Genomic DNA, 19,328 nt, shown 5'->3' with positions numbered 1-19,328 from the left:
ACTATGTGTTCGCGTGTTTGGCAAGGTAGCGGTGTCGTCGTGTTGTCATGGCTGCTGCTTGCCTGTTCCTCCAGCAAGACTGCGGCTCCGGTGCACAGCCTAGGCAATGATCAGGTCGCTTCGACCATCCCCGTGCGTCAAGGTATGACCAAGCCCGGCATTGCAGGCAACGGGTACACCGTGGTCAAAGGAGACACTCTCTACTCCATTGCATTTCGTTCTGGCATGGATGTGGCTTCGCTTATCAGCATCAATGGCATCACTCCCCCCTATAACATTTATCCCGGCCAGCAGCTCAGGCTCGATGGCGCTTCCGCCCCCATGGCGGTGGCAACCGTCGGCAGCCCTGTCAGTCGTGGCAGCGTGACGGGGTCTGGCAGTTACGAGGTGCGCCGTGGCGATACTTTGAGCAGCATCGGTCGCCAGTTCGGTCTCTCCAACCAGGCCTTGGCCCAGCGCAACAACCTCCAGGCTCCTTATGCATTGCACGTGGGCCAGGTGCTCAATGTGGGGGGCGCGGGTTCCTCGGGTGGTCAGATGGTGGCAGCAACCACACCGGTGGTGACCAGCACGGGGCCCAAACCCCTGGCCACGGCTCCGGCAGGTACGACCACACCATTTATTGCTCAGAAAACGATTGCTCCTGCCTCGTCAACAGCATACGCTCAGGCGAAAGAACAAAAAACCGTCAGTTCCTCGTCAACACTCTCCTGGCATTGGCCGGCCAAAGGGCGGATCGTTGAAGGCTTCTCCGTTGCGGAACAAGGCAACAAGGGCATCGACATTTCCGGCCAGAAGGGCCAACCCATTTACGCTGCGAGCAGCGGCAAAGTGGTCTATGCGGGCAGTGCACTGCGAGGGTATGGCAAGCTGATAATTCTCAAGCACAACGATGACTACCTCTCCGCCTACGCTCACAACGATGAGTTGAGGGTCAAGGAGGGAGACACCGTGAAGGGCGGGGCGGTTATCGCCAATATGGGTAGCACGGATGCGCCGGATGTGCGCTTGCACTTTGAAATCCGGTACAAAGGCAAGTCGATCAACCCGATGGGCTATTTGCCAAAGCGTTAACTCAGAGAGCTGAGTCTTACTCTGGTGTAGGTCAGGGAGAGATATCATGAGCCAAGAACAACTGGTAATGCAGGATGCAGAGTTAGAGTTCGACGAGGAGCTGGAGGTTCAGGAGGAAGAAGAGGTTCAGGAAGTGGCGGCCGAAGCCGAAGAGACCATTTCCGATGAACTGATGGCGCCAGAGCTGAACAAGGTAATGGACGCCACCCAGCTCTATCTGGGGGAGATAGGCTTCTCCCCCTTGCTCACGGCCGAAGAGGAAGTCTACTACGCCCGCCGTGCCCTGCGTGGCGACAAAGCGGCGCGCAAGCGCATGATTGAATCCAACCTGCGCCTGGTGGTCAAGATTGCCCGACGCTACAACAACCGCGGCCTGGTGCTGCTGGATCTCATCGAAGAGGGCAACCTCGGTCTTATTCGCGCGGTCGAGAAGTTTGACCCCGAGCGAGGCTTCCGTTTCTCCACCTATGCCACCTGGTGGATCCGCCAGACCATAGAGCGGGCCATCATGAACCAGACCCGTACCATTCGTCTGCCCATTCATGTGGTCAAGGAGCTGAACGTCTATCTGCGCACTGCGCGCGAGCTTTCCCATCGTCTCGACCATGAGCCGACTGCCGAGGATATCGCCTCTGCACTGGATCGCTCTGTGGACGATGTGAATCGCATGCTCAAGCTCAACGAGAAGATCACCTCGGTGGATACTCCCATTGGTGGCGATCGCGACAAGGCGTTGCTGGATGTGCTTTCCGACGAGCGCGGAATGGGGCCCGAGCTGGAGTCCCAGGAAGATGACATGCGCAGCAGCATAGTGCACTGGCTGGAGGAGCTGAATCCCAAGCAGCGCGAAGTGCTGGCCCGCCGTTTCGGTCTGCTCGGCTATGAACCGGCCACCCTGGAAGACGTGGGCGCCGAGATTGGTTTGACCCGCGAGCGGGTGCGCCAGATCCAGGTGGAAGGGTTGCGCCGTCTGCGGGAAATTCTGCTGGGGCAGGGGCTGTCCATTGAGGCGCTGTTCCGCACCAACTAAACGGGTATGAATACCGTCATCAAGATGAAAAAGGGGCCGCAGGCCCCTTTCTTTTTGTCGTGGATCGTCAGGATCACACCGGATCCAGAGTGTCCAGCGGCCAGCGCGGCACGGCCTTGACGACGAGGGGTTCGAAGACTCCCGCCTTCAGGCGTTGCATGCCGGCATAGGCGATCATGGCGCCGTTGTCGGTGCAGTATTCGGTGCGCGGGTAGAAGACTTCACCTTTGAGGTTCTCCATCAGCTCGGCCAGCTGGGCGCGCAGATGACGGTTGGCACTGACGCCGCCTGCCACGACCAGACGATTGAGACCGGTCTCTTTCAGGGCACGGCGGCACTTGATGGCCAGGGTGTCGACCACCGCATCCTCAAACGCCCGGGCGATGTCGGCACGGGTCTGCTCGTCGTCGCCATTGGCTGCTATGGTATTGGCGGCAAAGGTCTTGAGGCCGGAGAAGCTCATGTCGAGCCCGGGACGGTCGGTCATGGGACGCGGGAAGGTAAAGCGTCCAGTGGTGCCCTTTTCTGCCAGCCGGGAGAGCAGCGGACCACCGGGGTAGTCCAAACCCATCAGCTTGGCGGTCTTGTCGAACGCCTCACCGGCGGCATCGTCGATCGATTCGCCCAGCAGCTGATAGCTGCCGATACCGTCGACCCGGACCAGCATGGAGTGGCCGCCGGAAACCAAGAGCGCCACGAAGGGGAACTCGGGGGCCTTCTCTTCCAGCATGGGGGCCAGCAGGTGGCCTTCCATGTGATGTACGGCGATGGCCGGCTTGTCCCAGGCCATCGCCAACGAGCGGCCTATGGTAGCCCCGACCAGGATGGCACCAACGAGACCTGGCCCCGCGGTATAGGCGATGCCATCGATGTCATCCTTGCCAAGCCCGGCCTCTTTCAAGGCGGCCTGGATCAAGGGGATCGTCTTGCGTACATGGTCCCGGCTGGCGAGCTCGGGAACGACGCCGCCGTAGTCCGCATGCAGCTTGACCTGGCTGTACAACTGGTGGGAAAGGATCCCTTTTTGATCATCGAAGATCGCGATCCCGGTTTCGTCACAGGATGTCTCTATGCCCAATACACGCATTGCTAAAAAATTTCACTGCTAAAATGAGACGGCTATGGTAACCTTCGCGGGTTTTTTAAACCAGAGCGATCTCTGCGGGTTTACTTTCATTCCCTGTCCAGAGTATAATTTCGCACCATTTTAAGACATGCTGATCGATTGAAGGTCAGCTAACAATTTATCACTGAGGTGAAAGGCACATGCCAGTAATCAAAGTCCGTGAAAATGAGCCGTTTGACGTTGCTCTGCGTCGCTTCAAGCGTTCTTGCGAAAAGGCCGGTATCCTGTCCGAAGTTCGTAGCCGTGAGTTCTACGAGAAGCCGACTACCATTCGCAAGCGCGCCAAAGCGTCCGCTGTCAAGCGTCACGCCAAGAAGCTGTCCCGCGAAAACGCACGTCGTATCCGCCTGTACTAATCAAGGGATCATGCCGTGTCTCTGAAGGATCAACTCAAGGATCAGCAAAAGCTCGCCATGCTTGCCAAAGACAAGCCTCGGTTGGGTGCTATCCGCTTGTTGATGTCAGAAATCAAGCAGCGTGAAGTCGATACCCGTGTCGAGCTCAATGATGAAGAGATCCTCGCCGTCGTGACCAAAATGGTCAAACAGCGTCGCGATTCCATCAGTCAGTTTGAAGCTGCCGGTCGCCAGGATCTCGCCGACAAAGAGTCCGCCGAGATCGTTGTGCTGCAGGAGTTCCTGCCACAACAGCTGACCGCAGACGAAATTGCCGCCCTGATCGAGCAAGCCATCACTGAAAGTGGTGCTGCCGTCATGGCTGACATGGGTAAAGTCATGGCTGTCTTGAAGCCAAAAATTCAGGGGCGTGCCGATGTCGGCGCCGTCAGTGCTCAGGTGAAAACCCGCTTGGCGTAACAGGCAACTCTCTTGTTTGGTCGAAGAAGCCGTGCTTCCCATTGGAATGCGCGGCTTTTTTATTTCCTATGCAATGAAACAGGACGGTTATGGCTGGCAGGATCCCGCAATCCTTTATCGATGATCTGCTCGTACGCACAGACATAGTCGAGTTGATCGACTCCCGTGTGCGGTTGAAGAAAGCTGGTAAGAACTACCAGGCTTGCTGCCCTTTTCATAACGAAAAAAGCCCCTCCTTTACCGTCAGCCAGGAGAAGCAGTTCTATCACTGTTTCGGTTGTGGTGCCCACGGCAATGCCATCGGCTTTGTCATGGAGTACGACGGCCTGGAATTCCCCGATGCCATCGAAGAGCTGGCAAGCCTGCACGGCATGCAGGTCCCCCGTGAGCAAACGGCGGGTGGATCAAGCCATAGCCAACCAGCCGTCAGCAAGGATCTGTTCGAGCTGATGAACCAGATTGCGCGCTTCTACGAGAGCAATCTCAAGAACGCGCCTCAGGCGGTGGAGTATCTGAAAGGCCGGGGCCTGACTGGCGAGGTGGTCAAGCGCTTCAACATCGGTTATGCCCCTGGGGACTGGGATCAGGTGCGTCGCCGCTTTGGCGCCAGTCGGGATCACGAACAACTGCTGATTTCGGGCGGTATGCTGATCCCCCGTGACAGCGGCCCGGGCAGCTACGATCGTTTCCGCGATCGCATCATGTTTCCGATCCGGGACAAACGCGGCCGGGTCATCGGCTTCGGTGGTCGAGTGCTGGGAGATGGTACGCCCAAGTACTTGAACTCCCCCGAAACCCCCATCTTCCACAAGGGGCGAGAGCTGTTCGGCCTTTATGAGGTCAAGCAGGCACACAAGGATCCGCGCCGGATCCTGGTGGTGGAAGGCTACATGGATGTGGTGGCGCTCGGCCAGTACGACATCGACTATGCGGTGGCGGCACTGGGGACTGCGACCACCAGCGATCACATCCACACCCTGTTCCGTACCACGGCAGAGGTGGTCTGTTGCTACGACGGCGACAACGCCGGTCGGGAAGCGGCCTGGCGTGCGCTGGATAACGCGCTCTCCCACCTGCAGGACGGCCGTGAACTCAAGTTCGTCTTTTTGCCGGATGGCGAGGATCCCGACTCGCTGGTACGCCAGATCGGCAAGGAGGGGTTCGAAGCGTTACTCGACAAGGCCCAGTCGTTTGCGGATTTCATGTTCGAACGCCTCGGGCGCGATGCGGCTCTTTCCGGTGAGGCAGGCAAGTTTGAAGTGGCCAACAAGGCCGCCGAGCTGATTCGTCGGGTACCGGAAGGTTTCACTCGCGAGGGGTTGATTACCCGACTTTCCAGCATGATGCGTTGGGGAGAAAACAAGCAGCGGATTGCCGAGCTGTTTGCCCGCAGCAGCCAGCCCAAGGTGGAAGTCAACAAACCCAAGGCGACCAAACTGACGCCGATCCGCAGGGCTCTGGCCCTGATGGTGCAGTATCCGGCGATCACCGCCGAGCTGCCGGCCATGCCCGAGTTGGCCGGGCTGCGCCTGCAGGGGATCCCTTTCCTGCTGCAGTTGCACCAGCAGATCCTGACCCAGCCGGGAGTGACAACGGGTATCCTGCTGGAGCATTGGCGCGGCACAAAAGAGGGAGAAATACTTGCCCAGCTGGCGATGCATGACCTGTTTGAAGAGGTAAAGCTCGACCAGGAGCCCGATATTCTGGGAGAATTACAGGATACCTTTGTCGGTTTCATCAACCTTTTCCTGAAGCAACGGATCGAAGAATTGCAGGCCAAGGTGGCGCAGGAAGGGCTAAGCTCTGAGGAAACTCAGGAGCTGATGATGCTGATCAGAGAGGTGCAGATTGAGAAAAGAAATGAGAGTGGGGCTTGATATTTGAGTGAGCAGTCCCAATATGAATAGCGTTGCCCGAATCGACGGGATTGAAAGCAAACACTTTATAACCACCTGGCCCCGACAACACTGCGGGCAGGGGTTTCTCATGACCGACGCCGCAACCAGACATAGCATGTCTGGCGGTTTTCTATTAGAATTGGCTATTTGCGCAGCAGCGCACTGTACGCGCAACCTAGCAACACCAACCGGATGAGTTCTATGGAGCAAACCCCGCAGTCTCAGCTTAAACTCCTCGTTGCCAAAGGTAAAGAACAGGGCTACCTGACCTATGCCGAGGTGAACGATCACCTCCCGCAAGACATTGTCGATTCAGACCAGATCGAAGACATCATTCAGATGATCAACGATATGGGCATTCAAGTGGTTGAAAACGCTCCGGATGCTGATGACCTTATCATGGCTGAAGGTGGTACCGCCGATGAGGACGCTGCCGAAGCAGCGGCCCAGGCTCTGGCATCTGTTGAATCTGAGATTGGTCGCACGACCGATCCCGTCCGCATGTACATGCGGGAAATGGGTACCGTCGAACTGCTGACCCGCGAAGGCGAGATCGACATCGCCAAGCGGATCGAAGACGGTATCAACCAGGTACAAAGCTCCGTCGCCGAGTACCCTGAAGCCATCACCTATCTGCTCGAACAGTACGACAAGTACGAAGCCGAGCAGCTTCGCCTGTCCGACATCATATCCGGCTTCATCGATCCGAACGAAGTGGATGACGTGGCGCCGACCGCCACTCATATCGGCTCCGAGCTCAGCGAGGACGACCTCGCCGACGAAGACGAAGACGAAGATGAGGACGAAGACGAAGACGGTGACAACTCCGACGATGACGGCGACGGTGGCCCGGATCCGGAAGTCGCTCGCGAGAAATTCGGCGAACTGCGTGCCCAGTACGAGGTGACTCGTCTCTCCATTCAGCAGAATGGCCGTGCCCACGACGACACCCAGAATGCCATCGCCCAGCTGGCCGATGTCTTCCGTCAATTCCGCCTGATGCCCAAGCAGTTCGATCGCCTGGTCAACAACATGCGGGAGATGATGGAGCGTGTCCGCGTGCAGGAACGCATCATCATGAAGCTCTGCGTTGAGCAGGCCAAGATGCCGAAGAAGACCTTCGTCGCGGCCTTCACCAACAACGAGTGCGAAACTGCCTGGTTCGAATACCAGAAGCAGGCTGGCAAGGCGTGGTCTCCCCGCCTGCTCGAGATGGACGAAGAAGTACTGCGTTCCATCGGCAAGCTGCAGCAGATCGAAGAAGAGACCGGTCTGTCCATCGCCCAGATCAAGGACATCAACCGCCGCATGAGCATTGGTGAGGCCAAAGCCCGCCGTGCCAAGAAAGAGATGGTCGAGGCCAACCTGCGTCTGGTTATCTCCATCGCCAAGAAGTACACCAACCGCGGTCTGCAGTTCCTGGATCTGATCCAGGAGGGCAACATCGGTCTGATGAAGGCGGTCGACAAGTTCGAATATCGTCGCGGCTACAAGTTCTCGACCTATGCCACCTGGTGGATCCGTCAGGCCATTACCCGCTCCATCGCGGATCAGGCCCGTACCATCCGTATCCCGGTGCACATGATCGAGACCATCAACAAGCTCAACCGTATCTCCCGCCAGATGCTGCAGGAGATGGGTCGTGAACCGAACCCGGAAGAGCTGGCCATGCGCATGGGCATGCCGGAAGACAAGATCCGCAAGGTACTGAAAATCGCCAAGGAGCCCATCTCCATGGAGACGCCCATCGGTGATGACGAAGACTCCCACTTGGGCGACTTCATCGAAGATACCACCCTGGCTCTGCCAGCGGATGCGGCCACCAGCGAGAGCCTGCGCAACGCGACCCGCGAAGTGCTGGCCGGGCTGACCGCACGGGAAGCCAAGGTACTGCGCATGCGCTTCGGTATCGACATGAACACCGACCACACCCTCGAGGAAGTGGGCAAGCAGTTCGACGTCACCCGTGAGCGTATCCGTCAGATCGAAGCCAAGGCCTTGCGCAAACTGCGCCATCCGAGCCGCTCGGAAGTGCTGCGCAGCTTCCTGGACGAGTAGTCCCGGGTTTTGTCAGCCTGACATAGCAACAAAAAGCCCCGCCATGCGGGGCTTTGTTTTATCCGTGGTGGCATGGGCGTGAAGAGGGGTCATGGAACCGCTTGAATATGGATGAAATCTCGCCAAGTGGTTGATCTGACTATGGACGGGGTATCCGCCATCCCCTATAATCCACGCCGCTAACCAGCATCAATGGCCCCTTAGCTCAGTTGGTCAGAGCAGTCGACTCATAATCGATTGGTCGTGGGTTCAAGTCCCCCAGGGGCCACCATTTTCAGACAAAGCCGCTCTTTTGAGCGGCTTTGTCGTTTCTGGCGCTTACCAGTGTCTGTCCAGATCCTCGGCATAGAGTGCCATCGCGCGCCGGTAGGGAAGCAGGGCGGGATCCGTGGTGGTGGTCGCGAGGATCCCCAGCAGCGTCTCCATCCCCTCCTTGCTGCGCCCCAGGTTGTAGCAGGTCATGGCGCGAAACACCTTGAACTCCACGGCATCGGGGAAGCGGGACAGGGCCTCGTCAAAGGTGGCCAGCGCCTCGGCATGACGGCCCGTGGTGCGATAGGAGCTGCCAAGTCCAAGCAGGGCTCCGCGCAGCGACGACTCGCCAAGCCCCAGCGACACGGCCTTCTGATAGAGGGGAATGGCCTCGGCCTCTCGCCCCAGCATGTCGTGCAGTCCGGCCACTTCGTAATGCAGCTCGGCGTGGGTTGGGTGCTCGATGAGTTGCAGCAGACCGTGCTGACGGGCTTCCTGGAGCCGTCCCTCGGCCTTGAGGGTGTTCAGCTGTTTCATATGCGCTCCTGCATGGGGATGAAGGATCAGTATGCCTGCCGACAGGCTGGCGGGGAACGGGTCATGGAGCCATGAAAAAGGCCTCCCGCCGATGGCGGGAGGCCTGGCTCGGCGCCGGGGCGCAATCGCCCTGGCGTGTGTCCAGCCTTACTGGGAGCTCAGGCTGTAGGCCAGGGTCTGGTCGTTGAAGCGCACCACATAGGCACCGACCACTGCCGTGGTGATGTCTGCCCCGGCCAGCTCGGCCACGCCATCCTTGTTGGTGTCGCCGTAGTTCTGGGTCCAGTCCCCCTTGACGTCGAACTTGAAGCGCTGGCTGCCGTTCCTATCACCGCTGCCGGTGAAGGTGACGCTGGCCTGCCAGAGGTGATCCCCGACCAGGGACATGGGGGTGGTGCCCCAGTTGTTGGTGGTGCCGCGAATGTTGAGGCTGGCGACATTCTTGGCATAGGTGACGCTCACCGGAGTCAGGCTGTATTGCAGGGTCTGATCGTTGAAACGTACCCGGTACTGGCCGATGACCGGGGTGAGGATGTCACTGCCGGTCAGTTCGGCCACGCCGTCCTTGTTGGTGTCGCCGTAGTTCTGGGTCCAGTCCCCCTTGACGTCGAATTTGAAGCGCTGGTTGGTCTGACCGTCGAAGGTGACCAGGGCTTCCCACTGATTGTCGGCGATCAGCGTCATGGCAAGGGATCCCCAGGCATTGGGGGTGCCGCGGAAGTTCAGGGTGGGCAATACGCTGGCGTAGGTGCCGTTGTCGTCGGTGACGGTCACGGTGGCGCTGGCACTGGCGGTCAACCCTTCCGCATCGGTCACGGTGACCGTCACGGTATGGGTACCCGGGGTATCGAACCGGACCGTCTCCGTGGCGGCGGTGCCCCCGCTGGACCAGCTGTAGCTCACCACACCGCCATCATCGCTGGAAGCGGAGGCGTCGAACACCACGCTCTCGCCCGCCTTGACGCTGAGGGTTTTGGGAGAGAGGGCGGCGACCGGTGCCTGGTTGCTGGTGAGGGGGGTGACCGTGTAGCGCAGATCGCTCTCGCTCAGGGTGATGCGGTAGGTGCCCGCCCCGCTGACCAGGATATCCTTGCTGCTGCCCTTGTCGGCGATGCCATCCCCTTCGTTGTCGCCGTAGTTCTCGGCCCAGTTGCCGAAGACGTCGAACTTGAAGCGCTGGGCACCGGTGGCGTCACCGTTGCCGGTCAGGGTGAGGGTGGCGGACCAGACACGGTTGGCATCGACGGTCATGGGGGTGTTGCCCCAGGCGTTGTGGGTGCCGCGCAGGTTCATGCTGCTGAACTTGTTGCCCGGCAGGACGGAACCGCCGCAGGGGCTGGCCTTGGTGCAACCGGCGATGATGGCGGCCGCCTTCATGCCGGGGACGTTCAGGCTGGCCTTGCCGCTGCCATCGACGGTGACATAGCCGCCGCTGCAGTAGTCATTGCCCCCCAGGAGGTTGCAGTACTCGCCGGCCGGCAGGCCGGTCTGCACCGAGGCCACCAGGCTGCCGCTCTCGTTGTTGATGGCGACGAAGCCCTTGTCACCGCGGCTGAAGGCTATCTGATTGTTGCCGTTGTCCCACCAGTTGCTGACGGGCTGGCCTTCGGTCCGGTTGTGGAACAGGGCCATGTTCATGATGGTCGGTCGGCGCTGTTCGCAGTTCCACTGGCTGTCCGTGCAGGGCGTGCTGCCCGGCGCCCCCTTGTCGGTTTCATAGGTGCCCATGTTTTCAAAGCGATAGCCCGACATCACCTGCTTCCAGCCATAGGGCCAGGCCATCATGAAGGTGTTGGCCAGATCGTAGCGGGCACCGCTCATGAAGGTGAGCATGCCGCCACCGCCGTGGCCGCGTTCGCGGTCGTGGTTGACCACGAAGACGAAGGCCTTGTTGGAGGGGAGCAGGCCCCAGCTCTCGCCCAGGGTCTTGAGGTTCTTGATCTGGCCGTTGAAGTTGGCGGCGAGATCGGTGCCGTATTTGAAGTCGGTGACGGTGTCGATATAGGTGTAGCGGCCCGGCTGAATGTCGGGGGACTCCCCGCCTGCGCCGATCACCTCCAGGTAGGCCCTGGGGCTGCCCGCCTTGTCGAGGATGGCCTTCACATCGGCCGGCGCCATGTGCTTGGCCGCATCGATGCGAAAGCCCGCCACGCCCCAGCCGAGCAGGGTCTTCATGTAGGTGGCGATCTGATCCTGGACGTAGGATGAGCCGGTATTGAGGTCCGGCATGCCGTAGAGGGCGCCGTTCCAGACGTTGTTGCTGTCGCCGTAGTTGGTGATGTCGCCGCTGTGGTGGAAGTCGTTGTAGCCGAACTGGGGATATTGGTATTGCCCCGAGTTGTAGCTGCCGCCGCCGGTGGCGGTGCCGGAACCCGATGCCAGCTGGTTGAAGACGGCGTCGGCATAGACCTTGACCCCGGCCGCGTTGCAGCGGGCGATCATGCTCCTGAGCTCTGCCTCGCTACCGCCGAAGCTGTTGAAATTCTTGAAGCTGACCGGTTGATAGACGGTCCACCAGACCTGGCTGCCCTGCTTGTGCTCGGCGGGTGGGGTGATCTGGACGCCACCGAACCCCTTGGGCCCGAGCACGGTCTCGCACTCGTTGGCGATGTCGTTGAACTTCCATTGGAACAGGTGAACCATGACCCCTTCGGCGCTGGCAGTGTGGCTGAAAGAGCCGAGTGCCGCCGCCAGCAGGGCGGTTCGAAACAGTGTGTTGTGCATGACGATTTTCCCTTCGATCTTGTTATTGACGTATCACTGTCGTGTAGTCGAACGGACAACAAACAACCTCGTTCAGCTCCGTAGCATTCATGAAATCGACGTGGTTGAAAATCGAACAAGCTGAATTAATTAAGAAATGTGAATGAAAATGCTTTCATGCTATTCGGTGGCAGCAGGAGGGGGCAGAGGGGAGCAGATCGGTGCGAGATCCCGTCAAGCGGGTAGCGAAGGGGATGAACAGGGGCCCCGCAGGGCCCCGTGAACGTTCAGACGTTGGGTTCCTGCTGCCCGGCACTGGCCCGGGCACGACGCCCTGGCAGCATGCGGGTGACCAGGTTGCTGCGCTGGCGCCAGGAGGTGTAGGCGATGGCGCACAGGTGCAGAGCGATCATGCCCTGGAGTACCCAGGTGCACCACTCGTGCCAGTCGTCCGCCCCCAGATCGAAGCCGGTCTCGGTGTTCTGGAACCAGCCGGTCCCTGCGGTGGCGAGTACCAGCAGCCAGAGTGCCCAGACCGCCAGCTTGCCGCTGCCGTGATGGCCCGGGGTGGGCGGGGTCCGTTCGCGCAGGGCGTCGGCCTGATGGCGAAAATCCTCCCGGCTCGGGATGAGGGCACGCAGGCGGGCGTGGCCGCGAGCGAAGGTGAGCCCCCACAGCAGGCGTATGCCGATGAGCACCATGACGGCGTATCCCATCCGCTCGTGCCACTCCTCGCCCGCCTCGTTGAGCCAGAGATTGCCGATACAGATGGCCGCCACACCCCAGTGGGTGAGGCGCACCAGAGCATCCCAGTGGAAGGGATCAGCCTTTTTGCTTGGCATAGTTGTGGTACTCCTTCTTCAGGTCGTTGACCTTGGCCAGGTGCTCGCGCGCCTTGGCTTCGTCACCGGCCTGGAGGGCTGCCAGGCTGGCATCCAGCTCGGTCTGCACTTCGGTCATGCCTTCCAGGAACTTCTCCTTCTTGGCGGCGGGCATGTTCTTGCCCTTGGCGACATCCAGCTGGGCCTTCATCTCCTTGATGTATTTCTCCATGGTGGCCGCGTCGTCGGCTTTGACGGCCTGCTTGTAGTTGAAGCCGATCTTCTTCATCGGCTGCTCCAGATCGCCAGCCATGGCAGGCAGGGCCATCAGGCCGAACATCAGGGGCAGCAGCAGGGGACGCACAGTTTTCAGCATGGGATTTCCTTATGAGACGACGAGATTGCAGGTTGTTATAGCACTCATTTGAGTGCGGTTTCACGCATCATGATGCCATGAAAGGGCGATCATTGTATGAAGAAAGTGCGACCAATTGTGACGAATTGTGCAGGGGATTGCTGTGGGAATGTAGCCGAAAGAGAACGGCCACCGGATCTCGCCTCCGGCAGGGATACAAGGGCGCGCATCTGGCCCGGGAAGGGGCCCGCAGGCAGTGAATCATGCTGCCATTTTTTATCACACATCGTTTTGTTAAAGTCAGGTGAGTTTTTCAGGTGTTTTTGTTTTTGAAAGCCACCACCCATGGATGATTCCACTGCCCGTACAGACGCCGTGCAACAAAAAAAGGGCCCGCAGGCCCTTTGAGTGATCGGGATCCGGCCCTTATTCGGCCTGCTCGCGCTCGATGGCACGCCAGCCGATGTCCTTGCGATAGAAGATGCCGTCCCACTGGATGCGACCAGCCAGGGCATAGGCCCGCTGCTGGGCTTCCTGCACCGTGTGGCCGAGGGCGGTGGCGCACAGCACGCGGCCACCCTGAGTCAGGCTGGTGTGTCCTTCCAGGCGGGTGCCTGCATGGAACACCTTCTCCCCTGCCACTTCGTCCACCGGCAGGCCGCTGATGGGGTGGTTGCTGCCGTAGTCGCCGGGATAGCCACCCGCTGCCAGCACCACGCCGATGGCGGCGCGGGGGTCATAGACGGCTTCCTTCTGATCCAGCTGGCCGGCGCAGGCGGCGAGGCAGAGATCCACCAGATCGGACTGCATCCGCAGCATGATGGGCTGGGTTTCGGGGTCGCCGAAGCGGCAGTTGAACTCGATCACCTTGGGGTTGCCCTCGGCATCGATCATCAGGCCGGCGTAGAGGAAGCCGGTGTAGACGTTGCCCTCGGCCGCCATGCCGCGCACGGTCGGCATGATCACCCGCTCCATCACGCGCTGGTGCACTTCGTCGGTCACCACGGGGGCCGGGGAGTAAGCCCCCATGCCGCCGGTGTTGGGGCCGGTGTCGCCGTCGAAGGCGCGCTTGTGATCCTGGCTGGTGGCCATGGGCAGCACGTGCTCGCCGTCCACCATGACGATGAAGCTCGCCTCTTCCCCGTCCAGGAACTCCTCGATCACCACCCGGGCGCCGGCATCGCCGAAGGCATTGCCGGAAAGCATGTCACGTACCGCCGCTTCCGCCTCGTCGAGGGTCATGGCGACGATCACCCCTTTGCCGGCGGCCAGACCGTCGGCCTTGATGACGATGGGGGCGCCCTTCTCGCGCAGATAGGCCAGCGCCGGCTCCACCTCGGTGAAGTTCTGGTAATCGGCGGTGGGGATGGCGTGACGGGCCAGGAAGTCCTTGGTGAAGGCCTTGGAGCCTTCCAGCTGGGCGGCGGCGGCGGTCGGGCCGAAGATGGTCTGATCGGCGGCGCGGAAGGCATCGACCACCCCTTTCACCAGGGGGGCTTCCGGTCCGACGATGGTGAGGCCGATCTGGTTCGCCTTGGCGAAGGCCAGCAGGCCCTCGATGTCGGTGGCCTGGATGGCGACGTTCTCGATGCCCGGCTCAAGCTGGGTGCCCGCATTGCCCGGTGCCACGAAGACCTGGGTCACCAGGGGGGAGTGTTTGGCCTTCCAGGCCAAGGCGTGTTCACGGCCGCCGTTGCCAATGATCAGTACTTTCATCGTCTCGCTCGCTTCTGTCTGAGTTCACTGGCGCTGCGGTGGCAACCTGCCAGTGGAAAGGATCCGGTGCTAAAGAGGCAGGGCCGCCATCGGCGGCCCTGGGCTGTCAGTGACGGAAATGACGCATGTTGGTGAACACCATGCACATGCCGTGTTCGTTGGCGGCGTCGATCACCTCCTGGTCGCGCATCGAGCCACCTGGCTGGATGACGCAGGAGATGCCCGCGGCAGCGGCGGCATCGATGCCGTCGCGGAACGGGAAGAAGGCGTCGGAGGCCATGACGGAGCCCGCCACGGTCAGCCCTTCATCCTCGGCCTTGATGCCGGCGATTTTGGCAGAGTAGACGCGGCTCATCTGGCCGGCGCCCACGCCGATGGTCTGGCCGTTCTTGGCGTAGACGATGGCGTTGGATTTGACGAACTTGGCGACCTTCCAGCAGAACAGCAGATCCTGCAGCTCGGCCTCGGTGGGTTGACGCTGGCTGACCACCTTCAAATCCCCGAGCGTCACCATGCCCAGATCGCGCTCCTGCACCAGCAGGCCGCCGTTGACGCGCTTGAAGTCAAAGCCTTGCGCCGGGGCAGTCCACTGGCCGCATTCCAGCAGGCGCACGTTCTGCTTGGCGGCGACCGCCTCGCGGGCTGCCTGGCTGATGCTGGGGGCGATGATCACTTCCACGAACTGGCGGGCGACGATGGCCGCGGCGGTCTCGCCGTCCAGTTCGCGGTTGAAGGCGATGATGCCGCCAAAGGCCGAGGTGGGGTCGGTCTGGTAGGCGCGATCGTAGGCTGCCAGCAGGTCGTCACCGATGGCGACACCGCAGGGGTTGGCATGCTTGACGATGACGCAGGCCGGTTCGCTGAACTCCTTCACGCACTCCAGCGCCGCATCGGTGTCGGCGATGTTGTTGTAGGAGAGGGCCTTGCCCTGCAGCTGGATGGCGCTTGCCACCGAGCCCGGCGCGGCCTGCTCTTCGGCGTAGAAGGCGGCAGCCTGGTGGCTGTTCTCGCCATAGCGCATGTCCTGCTTCTTGATGAACTGGCTGTTGAAGGTGCGGGGGAAGCGGGACTCTTCGTCGCCTTCCTTGTTTTCGCCGTAGGAGGGCACCAGGGTGCCGAAGTAGTTGGCGATCATGCCGTCGTAGGCGGCGGTGTGCTCGAAGGCGGCGATGGCCAGATCGAAGCGGGTGGAGAGGGTCAGGCTGTTGCCGTTGCCATCCATCTCGGCGATGACGCGGTCATAGTCGGAGGCCTTGACGACGATGGTGACGTCCTTGTGGTTCTTGGCAGCGGAGCGGACCATGGTCGGGCCGCCGATGTCGATGTTCTCGACGGCGTCTTCCAGGGTGCAACCGGCTTTGGCCACGGTGGCGGCGAAGGGATAGAGGTTGACGACGACCATGTCGATGGGGGAGATAGCGTGCTCGGCCATGATGGCGTCATCCCGGTCGCGACGGCCGAGAATGCCGCCGTGTACCTTGGGATGCAGGGTCTTGACCCGGCCGTCCATCATCTCGGGGAATCCGGTGTAGTCGGACACCTCGGTCACCGGCAGGCCCGCATCGGCCAGCAGCTTGGCGGTACCACCGGTGGAGAGCAGGGCCACACCACGCGCGTCGAGTGCCTTGGCAAATTCCAGGATGCCAGTCTTGTCAGACACACTCAGCAGTGCACGGCGAATGGGTCGAGCTTGTTCCATCACACTATCGTCCTCAGCATAACGGGGACCGTTCCATGGGAGGCGAGGCTCAACACACAGAGAGTCCCCAAATAAATGGAAGTGGGGGATTTCGCAAACCACTCTCGCCCGGGGCGGCCGTTGGCAAAAGCGTTTTAGGAAATGCCCGCTTGACGCGACGCTCTCTTGTGGGCGCGTATTCTACACAAAAAATGTGACCTGTGGTGGATTTTTTAAAGAGACAAACCCTTGTGGGATGCGGCGTTAAACGTTTTCTGGTGAATTTTTGTGAAACGTTTGTCTTTTCAGTGTTTTGGGGATAAATGGCCGGCAAGTGAGGGGTTAGCTGCTGCTTTCCTGCCTTTGACTGGCAATCGCCGGGCAAAGAGGTGATAGTGGAGGCCGGTTTATATTGAGTACCATGTCGGGAATGTCATGCGGGGGGAGAGGACCATGTATCGGATCGGTGAACTGGCCAAGGCGTGCGGGGTGAAGGCCGACACCCTGCGCTTTTATGAGAAGAACGGCCTCATCTCGCCGGGCATTCGCAACGAATCCGGCTATCGCCTCTACGGGGAGCAGGACAAGCGGCGGCTGGAGTTCATCATCCGCGCCAAGTCGGTGGGCTTCTCCCTCGCGGACATCGGCGAGCTGCTTGCCCTCGACACCAACAAGGCCAAGGTCACCTGCCAGGAGGTGAAGGCGGTGGCTGACACCAAGCTCGAACAGGTGGAGCAGAAGCTCCTGGAGCTGACCCGTTTTCGCGAGAACCTGAAGGCCCTCTCCGACATCTGCTGCGGCGGCCCGCGCTCGGCGGAGCACTGCGCCATCCTCGAGACCCTGGAGTCCGGCGCCCCTTCCCGCCACGAGCATCACGACCATGAGCACTGAGCTGCGTCGGCCCCGGGTCTCCGCCTTTCTCGCCCTCTCCCTCGACGGTTTCATCGCCGGGGAGGGGGGCGATCTGGCATGGCTGGCCCCCTATGGTGGCGACGGGCCGCAGGAGACCGGCTACAGCGCCCTGATGGCGAACGCGGACACCCTGCTGATGGGGCGCAACACCTACGATATCGTGAGCGCCTTTCCCGAGTGGCCCTACGGGGACAAGCCGCTGGTGGTACTGACCCACAGGCCCGCCGACCCCCGTCCTCGGGTCTCCTTCCGGCAGGGGGCGCTGGCGCAGGTGCTGGACGAGTTGTGGCAGGGGGGAAGCCGTCACCTCTATCTGGATGGCGGGGAGCTGGTGAGGCAGGGTCTGCAGGGGGCCCTGGTGGACGAGCTGACCCTGTTCTGGGTGCCGGTCACCCTGGGGGGCGGGATCCCGCTCTTTACCGGGCCTCTCCCCGCAGGGTTGAGACCGGTGTCGAGCGCCGTGCTGCCAAGCGGCCTGGTGCGGGTTATCTATCACCCCGCCTGACAGCTTGCACGGGGGAGGCAAGAGGCGCACAATCGGCGCGTTTTTCGCCATCTGCCCTTCCAGGCAGGGACGATAGGCAAACACGACACCCCCATCAAGGAGCCCATATGGCCAAGAAGAAGGTGACTTCCGTCACAGCCGAACCCGCCTGCGAACATCAGCGCGGCATCATTCAAGACAACCACCTCAAGGCACTGGTGACCTCCCCCCTGTTCCAGGCCCGGGTCGAACCGAGCAAGAAGGGCAAGGGCAGCTATCAGCGCAAGGCCAAGCACGGCAAGCAGTGGGAGCCCGGCCAACAGCAGATGGTACGCGTCTGCTGCTGAGCGGGTTTCTGCTTTGGCACCTGTCCACGATCTTGCTGCGAGGCCGTGATCAAGGCTCATGTGCTGCTCGCAATCCTCATGTGTACTTACACACTCCGGTTCCTGCGCAGCTCTTCACCTTGCTGACAGCCTCTCGTGACAGACCGTGAACAGGTTCTTGGAACCAAAACAATCAGGGCGCCAATGGCGCCCTGATTGTTGTTCTATTTGCTGGTGCTGACTTGCGGTCTTGCCGCAAGAGAGTGAACCCGTATTCACTCGTCCATAAAGAGTTCGAGCAGCACGTTGAGATAGCGATGACCGAGGGGGGTGAGCTGCCAGCTGTCGCCGAGATCCTCGATTAGCTCCTTGCTCTGGGCGATGTCCAGCACCGTCTCCACCCGCTCCAGCGGCAGCCCGGTGTAGGCCTCGAACTCCGTCTTGGGGGCCGGCTCAAACAATCTGAACCGGTTCATGAAGTACTCGAGCGGCAGATCGTCCGCGCTCACCTGCCACTGCTCGTCCAGATAGGGGCGGCTCGGGTCCAGATATCCCTTGGGATGCTTCACCTTGGCGGTGCGCAGGATCTGCTGGTTGGCGAGATCCGTCACCTTGCCGTGGGCGCCGCAGCCGATCCCCAGATAGTCGCCGAAGCGCCAGTAGTTGAGATTGTGGCGGCACTGGTAGCCCGCCTTGGCATAGGCCGAGATCTCGTACTGCTGATAGCCCTTGGCAGTCAGCATGGCGTGGCCCTGCTCGTAGATCTCCCACAGGGTGTCATCTTCCGGCAGCTTTGGCGGCTTGGAGGCAAACGCCGTGTTCGGCTCAATGGTGAGCTGGTACCAGGAGAGATGCGGCGGCGCACAGTCGATGGCCTGCTGCAGGTCGTAGAGCGCATCGTCCAGACTCTGATCCGGCAGGCCGTGCATCAGATCCAGGTTGAAGGTGGGCAGTGCGATGGCGTGGGCCAGTTCGGCGGCCTTGCGCGCCTCCTCGGGGCCGTGGATGCGGCCGAGGCGGGTCAGCTTCTCCTGCTGGAAACTCTGCACCCCGATGGAGATGCGGTTGATGCCGGCCCGCTGGAAGCCGGCGAACTTGTCCGCCTCCACCGTGCCCGGGTTGGCCTCCATGGTGATCTCGCAGTCTGCGGTGAGTGCGATGCGCGCGCGCACCCCGTCCAGCAGCGCTTGCATGGCTTCCACGGAGAGCAGACTCGGCGTGCCGCCGCCGATAAAGATGGAGGAGAGGGAGCGCCCCTGAGCCCAGTGCAGGTCTTGCTCCAGATCCTCCAGCAGGGCGGCCACATACTCGAGGTGGGGCAGCTCCCCCTTCTGGGCGTGGGAGTTGAAGTCGCAGTAGGGGCACTTCTGGACACACCAGGGCACGTGGATATAGAGGGAGAGGGGCGGCAGTTGCAGCATGGGGTTTCCAGTATTCAACAATCAAAAGGGGTCGGGTTGCCCTTGTCGTCGATGACAACGGGCCGGGGCGCCGCGAACGAAACGGGGGCCGACGGCCCCCATTGTAGATGACAACGCGGCGG

Annotated in this window: 17 protein-coding genes and 1 tRNA gene; 10 read left to right on the top strand and 8 right to left on the bottom strand. The window is 61.0% G+C overall.

Features of this window, described 5'->3' with window-relative positions; translation table 11 throughout:
• Positions 1-3 precede the first annotated feature (3 nt).
• Together PG879_RS02890 and rpoS are read left to right on the top strand one after the other, a co-directional pair.
• The gene (locus PG879_RS02890; RefSeq protein ID WP_270829698.1) at positions 4-1,074 is read left to right on the top strand and encodes a LysM peptidoglycan-binding domain-containing protein; all 1,071 of its coding nucleotides are present in this window, start codon (positions 4-6) and stop codon (positions 1,072-1,074) included.
• Between the two features lie 46 nt (positions 1,075-1,120).
• Entirely contained in the window at positions 1,121-2,104 is a 984-nt protein-coding gene (gene rpoS, locus PG879_RS02885; RefSeq protein WP_010675620.1) for an RNA polymerase sigma factor RpoS, read from the top strand.
• A 73-nt stretch (positions 2,105-2,177) separates the two neighbouring features.
• Here rpoS and tsaD read toward each other — a convergent pair whose 3' ends face one another.
• On the bottom strand, positions 2,178-3,191 hold the full coding sequence (gene tsaD, locus PG879_RS02880; protein ID WP_043155946.1) for a tRNA (adenosine(37)-N6)-threonylcarbamoyltransferase complex transferase subunit TsaD: 1,014 nt from the start codon (positions 3,189-3,191) through the stop codon (positions 2,178-2,180).
• Between the two features lie 179 nt (positions 3,192-3,370).
• Here tsaD and rpsU point away from each other — a divergent pair, with 179 nt between their 5' ends.
• The 5 genes from rpsU (at position 3,371) to PG879_RS02855 (ending at position 8,272) form a co-directional block, all read left to right on the top strand.
• Positions 3,371-3,586 (top strand): 30S ribosomal protein S21, encoded by a 216-nt coding sequence (rpsU, locus tag PG879_RS02875; protein ID WP_005309452.1) that lies wholly within the window; start codon positions 3,371-3,373, stop codon positions 3,584-3,586.
• A 15-nt stretch (positions 3,587-3,601) separates the two neighbouring features.
• Entirely contained in the window at positions 3,602-4,045 is a 444-nt protein-coding gene (locus tag PG879_RS02870; protein ID WP_043155944.1) for a GatB/YqeY domain-containing protein, read from the top strand.
• A gap of 89 nt (positions 4,046-4,134) precedes the next feature.
• Positions 4,135-5,922, top strand: a complete 1,788-nt coding sequence (gene dnaG / locus PG879_RS02865) for a DNA primase (protein ID WP_041211070.1) — start codon at positions 4,135-4,137, stop codon at positions 5,920-5,922.
• A 183-nt stretch (positions 5,923-6,105) separates the two neighbouring features.
• Positions 6,106-8,001, top strand: coding sequence for an RNA polymerase sigma factor RpoD (gene rpoD, locus PG879_RS02860; RefSeq protein WP_263639565.1), 1,896 nt, complete (start codon positions 6,106-6,108; stop codon positions 7,999-8,001).
• 194 nt (positions 8,002-8,195) lie between these two features.
• Positions 8,196-8,272: transfer RNA gene (locus PG879_RS02855), tRNA-Ile, on the top strand.
• A gap of 47 nt (positions 8,273-8,319) precedes the next feature.
• Here PG879_RS02855 and PG879_RS02850 read toward each other — a convergent pair.
• The 6 genes from PG879_RS02850 to purH all read right to left on the bottom strand — a co-directional run bounded on the left by PG879_RS02850 (position 8,320) and on the right by purH (position 16,084).
• Positions 8,320-8,790 carry a tetratricopeptide repeat protein gene (locus tag PG879_RS02850; RefSeq protein ID WP_270829697.1) on the bottom strand — a complete coding sequence of 157 codons (471 nt, stop codon included), beginning with the start codon at positions 8,788-8,790 and terminating at the stop codon, positions 8,320-8,322.
• 147 nt (positions 8,791-8,937) lie between these two features.
• Positions 8,938-11,514, bottom strand: coding sequence for an alpha amylase C-terminal domain-containing protein (locus PG879_RS02845; protein WP_270829696.1), 2,577 nt, complete (start codon positions 11,512-11,514; stop codon positions 8,938-8,940).
• A 266-nt stretch (positions 11,515-11,780) separates the two neighbouring features.
• Complete coding sequence (locus PG879_RS02840; RefSeq protein WP_103858030.1) at positions 11,781-12,335, bottom strand: cytochrome b/b6 domain-containing protein; 555 nt, start codon at positions 12,333-12,335, stop codon at positions 11,781-11,783.
• Positions 12,316-12,690 (bottom strand): cytochrome b562, encoded by a 375-nt coding sequence (locus PG879_RS02835; protein WP_010675612.1) that lies wholly within the window; start codon positions 12,688-12,690, stop codon positions 12,316-12,318. Before PG879_RS02835 ends, PG879_RS02840 begins: the two co-directional genes overlap by 20 nt.
• 405 nt (positions 12,691-13,095) lie before the next feature.
• Positions 13,096-14,385, bottom strand: coding sequence for a phosphoribosylamine--glycine ligase (purD, locus tag PG879_RS02830; protein ID WP_104452295.1), 1,290 nt, complete (start codon positions 14,383-14,385; stop codon positions 13,096-13,098).
• A 106-nt stretch (positions 14,386-14,491) separates the two neighbouring features.
• Positions 14,492-16,084, bottom strand: a complete 1,593-nt coding sequence (gene purH / locus PG879_RS02825) for a bifunctional phosphoribosylaminoimidazolecarboxamide formyltransferase/IMP cyclohydrolase (protein WP_201933210.1) — start codon at positions 16,082-16,084, stop codon at positions 14,492-14,494.
• Between the two features lie 432 nt (positions 16,085-16,516).
• On the opposite strand from purH, the gene zntR reads away from it, so the two are divergent.
• From zntR to PG879_RS02810, 3 genes are all read left to right on the top strand, one after another.
• Positions 16,517-16,954: a Zn(2+)-responsive transcriptional regulator gene (zntR, locus tag PG879_RS02820; RefSeq protein WP_010675609.1), complete on the top strand. Its 438-nt coding sequence runs from the start codon at positions 16,517-16,519 to the stop codon at positions 16,952-16,954.
• Complete coding sequence (locus PG879_RS02815; protein WP_270829695.1) at positions 16,944-17,480, top strand: dihydrofolate reductase family protein; 537 nt, start codon at positions 16,944-16,946, stop codon at positions 17,478-17,480. The genes zntR and PG879_RS02815 overlap by 11 nt, the downstream gene beginning before the upstream one ends.
• Positions 17,481-17,587: 107 nt before the next feature.
• Entirely contained in the window at positions 17,588-17,806 is a 219-nt protein-coding gene (locus PG879_RS02810) for an alternative ribosome-rescue factor A (protein ID WP_270829694.1), read from the top strand.
• Between the two features lie 254 nt (positions 17,807-18,060).
• On the opposite strand, the gene hemW is transcribed toward PG879_RS02810, so the two are convergent.
• Entirely contained in the window at positions 18,061-19,206 is a 1,146-nt protein-coding gene (hemW, locus tag PG879_RS02805; RefSeq protein ID WP_270829693.1) for a radical SAM family heme chaperone HemW, read from the bottom strand.
• Positions 19,207-19,328 lie beyond the last annotated feature (122 nt).

Origin of the sequence: Aeromonas sp. QDB63, assembly GCF_027707425.1 — a bacterium.
GTDB lineage: Bacteria > Pseudomonadota > Gammaproteobacteria > Enterobacterales > Aeromonadaceae > Aeromonas > Aeromonas caviae.
This window is presented reverse-complemented; position numbering and strand designations above follow the sequence as displayed.